This is a genomic window from Streptomyces sp. NPDC041968, from assembly GCF_055589025.1.
On record NZ_JBVJCB010000032.1, the window covers coordinates 1 to 4,468 of the forward strand.

At 75.0% G+C, this 4,468-nt stretch carries 2 protein-coding genes; both read left to right on the forward strand.

Annotated features, from left to right (window positions below):
- The coding region (locus ACZ6EG_RS33965; RefSeq protein WP_391973053.1) for a beta-ketoacyl reductase at positions 1–856 on the forward strand (856 nt) is incomplete at its 5' end.
- Positions 857–956: 100 nt separating this feature from the next.
- On the forward strand, positions 957–4,468 hold a 3,512-nt coding region (locus ACZ6EG_RS33970), incomplete at its 3' end, for a type I polyketide synthase (RefSeq protein ID WP_469610495.1).

A 4,468-nucleotide genomic window follows, 5' to 3' on the forward strand; every position in this document is an offset into this window, starting at 1 on the left:
GCAGTCGGTGTATGCGGCGGCCAATGCGCATCTGGATGCGTTGGCGGAGCGTCGTCGTGCGCGGGGGCGGGTCGCGACGTCCGTGGCCTGGGGCCTGTGGGGCGGCGACGGCATGGGCGCGGACGAAGGCGTCACGGACTTCTACGCCGAGCGCGGCCTCGCCCCGATGCGGCCCGAGGCGGGCATCGAGGCACTGCACACGGCACTGAACCGCGACGACACCTGCGTCACGGTCGCCGACATCGACTGGGAGCACTTCGTCACCGGGTTCACCGCCTACCGGCCCAGCCCCCTGATCTCCGAGATCCCCCAGGTCCGCGCGGTGCGCACCCCCGAGCCCACCGTGGACGCGTCGGACGGACTGCGCCGGCGCGTCGACGCCGCCCTCACCCCGCGCGAGCGCACCAAGGTCCTGGTCGACCTGGTCCGCACGGTGGCGGCGGAGGTGCTGGGCCACGACGGGATCGGCGGCATCGGCCACGAGGTGGCCTTCAAGGAACTCGGCTTCGACTCGCTGGCCGCGGTGCGGATGCGCGGCCGGCTCGCCGAGGCGACCGGCCTCGTGCTGCCGGCGACGGTCATCTTCGATCACCCCACCGTCGACCGGCTCGGCCGCGCGCTGCTGGAGCGGCTGTCCGCAGGCGTCCCCGCACCGGGCGGCGCGCCGGAGCCCGTCGGCGGAGGACCCGCGACCCCGCCGCCCGCACCGGAGCCGGCCGCCCACGACGCCGACATCGACGCACTCGACGCGGACGCCCTGATCCGGTTGGCCACGGAAGCCGCAGGAGCCACCGAACCGGCCGACGGCGGGCCCGCCCCGGCGGGGACCACCCCCGACGCAGCACCGGAGCAGTAGCGCGCCCCCACCGGCGCCGACCGGCATCACGCCCCACCGCCGACGCCCTCTCCCCAGCGAGCAGACGAGGAAGCCGAAGATGTCACCGTCCATGGACGAAGTGCTGGGTGCGCTGCGCACCTCCGTCAAGGAGACCGAGCGGCTGCGCCGGCAACACCGGGAGCTCCAGGCCGCCGCGCACGAGCCGGTCGCCGTCGTGGGCATGGCCTGCCGCTACCCCGGTGGCGTGAGCAGTCCCGACGACCTGTGGCGGCTCGCCGCGGACGGTGTGGACGCGATCACCCGCTTCCCGGCCGACCGCGGCTGGGACGAGGACGCCGTCTACTCACCCGACCCCGACACACCCGGCACGACGTACTGCCGCGAAGGCGGCTTCCTCACCGGTGCGGGGGACTTCGACGCGGCCTTCTTCGGCGTCTCGCCGAACGAGGCTCTGGTGATGGACCCGCAGCAGCGGTTGCTGCTGGAGACGTCGTGGGAGGCGTTGGAGCGGGCCGGGATCGTGCCGAACTCGCTGCGCGGTAGCCGTACCGGTGTCTTCGTCGGAGCCGCGCACACGGGATACGTCACCGACACCGCGCGAGCCCCCGAGGGCACCGAGGGCTATCTGCTGACGGGCAACGCCGACGCCGTGCTGTCCGGCCGGATCGCCTACACCCTGGGACTGGAGGGGCCCGCGCTGACCGTCGGGACGGCGTGCTCGTCGTCGTTGGTGGCGTTGCACCTGGCGGTGCAGTCGTTGCGGCGGGGCGAGTGCGACATGGCGCTGGCCGGCGGGGTAGCGGTCATGCCCGACCCGACGGTGTTCGTGGAGTTCTCGCGGCAGCGGGGGCTGGCGGTGGACGGGCGGTGCAAGGCGTTCGCGGAGGGGGCGGACGGGACGGCGTGGGCCGAGGGTGTGGGTGTGCTGTTGGTGGAGCGGCTCTCGGATGCGCGCCGTCGTGGTCATCGGGTGCTGGCGGTGGTGCGGGGCAGCGCCGTCAACCAGGACGGCGCGAGCAATGGGCTGACGGCGCCGAGTGGTCCGGCTCAGCAGCGGGTGATCCGTGACGCGCTGGCGGATGCGGGGCTGACGCCCGCCGACGTGGACTTGGTCGAGGCGCACGGTACGGGGACGGCGTTGGGTGATCCGATCGAGGCGGGTGCGTTGTTGGCGACGTACGGGCGTGATCGCGTGGGTGATCCGCTGTGGTTGGGGTCGTTGAAGTCGAACATCGGGCATGCGCAGGCGGCTGCGGGTGTGGGTGGTGTGATCAAGGTGGTGCAGGCGATGCGGCACGGGTCGTTGCCGCGGACGCTGCATGTGGATGCTCCGTCGTCGAAGGTGGAGTGGTCGTCGGGGGCGGTGGAGTTGCTGACCGAGGCCCGGCCCTGGTCGTCGGCGTCGGCGTCGGCCTCGGAGTCGGTGTCGGGTCGGGTGCGGCGGGCCGCGGTGTCGGCGTTCGGGGTGAGCGGGACCAACGCCCATGTGGTCCTCGAGGAAGCACCGGTCCAGGCGCCGGAGAAGGCCGAGGCCGGGGACGGCCCCGCGTCCGACCGGCCCGGCACGGTCGCCGGCCCGCTCCCCTGGGTGTTCTCGGCACGCTCGCGGCAGGCGCTGCGCGGCCAGGCCGAACGGCTCGCCGACCTCGCCCGCCGGGGACACACGGAGGGCACCGACGACGGCTTCGCCTCCGCGGCCGACATCGGGTACTCCCTGGCCACCACCAGGGAGACCCTGGAACACCGGGCGGTGGCGCTGGTGCACGAGCCCCGGGCGGTCAGGGAGGACCTCGCCGCGCTGGCCGCCGGCCGCACGCCGGAGACCGTGGTCACGGGTGTCGCGCGTCGTGACCGTGGGATCGCCTTCCTCTGTTCGGGGCAGGGCGCCCAGCGGCTCGGCGCCGGTCGGGAACTGTGCGAGAGGTTCCCCGTCTTCGCCGACGCCCTCGCCCGGATCGCGGCGGAGTTCGACGCCCACCTCGAACGCCCGCTCCTGTCGGTGATGTTCGCCGGGCCCGCCACCCCGGACGCCGCACTGCTCGACCGCACCGACTACACCCAGCCGGCCCTCTTCGCGGTGGAGAGCGCGCTCTTCCGGCTCCTGGAGAGCTGGGGCCTGGTCCCGGACGTCCTCGTGGGTCACTCGATCGGCGGTCTGGTGGCGGCTCACGCGGCGGGAGTCTTCTCGGCGGCCGACGCGGCCCGGCTGGTCTCCGCACGTGGCCGGCTGATGCGGGCCCTGCCCGAGGGCGGCGCGATGGCCGCCGTGCAGGCCACCGAGGCCGAGGCCGCCGCGCTGGGGCCCGTCCTCGCCGGCGGCGCGGTCGTCGCCGCGGTCAACGGACCGCAGGCCCTCGTCCTCTCCGGGGACGAAGCGGCCGTACGGGCGGCGGCCGGTGAACTGGCGGCCCGCGGGCGCCATACCAAGCGCCTCCGGGTGAGCCACGCCTTCCACTCACCCCACATGGACGCCATGCTCGCCGACTTCCGCGCGGTCGCGGAAACGGTCGACTACCACGCCCCCCGCGTGCCGGTCGTCTCCGAGGTGACCGGCGCGCTCGCCGATGCCGCGCTGCTGACGGACCCCGGCTACTGGACCCGCCAGGTGCGGCAGCCGGTGCGCTTCGCCGACGCCGTGCGCGCCGCGAGCGCCCGGGACGCCGCGACCTTCATCGAGCTGGGCCCCGACGCCGTCCTGTGCGGCATGGCGGAGGAGTCCCTGGCCGCGGAGGCCGATGCCGTCTTCGCCCCCGCGCTGCGCCGCGGGCGGCCGGAGGCCGACACCGTGCTGCGGGCCGCCGCGAGCGCCTACGTCCGGGGCGCGGACCTGGACTGGGCCGCGCTCTACGAGGGCACCGGGGCCCGGCGCACCGACCTGCCCACCTACGCGTTCCAGCACAGCCGTTACTGGCTCGCCCCCGCCGGGACCACGGACGCCACCGCCACGACCGCCTCCTCCGCCCGCCCCGTACCGGAAGCCGAGCGGGACGAGGCGTTGTGGGACGCCGTGCACGCCGGTGACGCCGCCTCGGCCGCGGCGCGACTGGGCGCCGGCGACGCCGGCATCGAACACGAACTGCGCGCCGTACTACCGCACTTGGCGGCCTGGCACGACCGGCACCGCACGGCCGTGCGGACCGCGGGACTGCGCTACCGCGTCACCTGGCAGGCGATCGAGGCAGACGCTGTCAGGTTCAGCCCCTCGGATCGCTGGCTGATGGTCGAGCATGGGCAGCGCACGGACTCCGCGGACGCCGCGGAGCGGGCACTGCGCGCGGCCGGCGCGGAGGTCACCCGCCTGGTGTGGCCGCTGGAACAGGACGCCGGAACGCCGCGGGCGGACACCCCGGACCGCGGCGCCCTGGCGGCACGGCTGGCCGGGCTCGCGCGGAGCCCGGAGGGCCTGGCCGGAGTACTGCTCCTCCACGACTCCGGCGGGGCCGCGGTCACCGGGCACCCCGGGCTGGACCAGGGAACGGCGGCGGTGCTGCTGACGATCCAGGCCCTGACCGACGCCGCGCTGGAGGCACCGCTGTGGGTGGTGACTCGGGGTGCGGTGGCGGTGGGGTCGGGTGAGGTGCCGTGTGCGGTGGGTGCGCGGGTGTGGGGGCTTGGTCGGGTGGCTGCTTT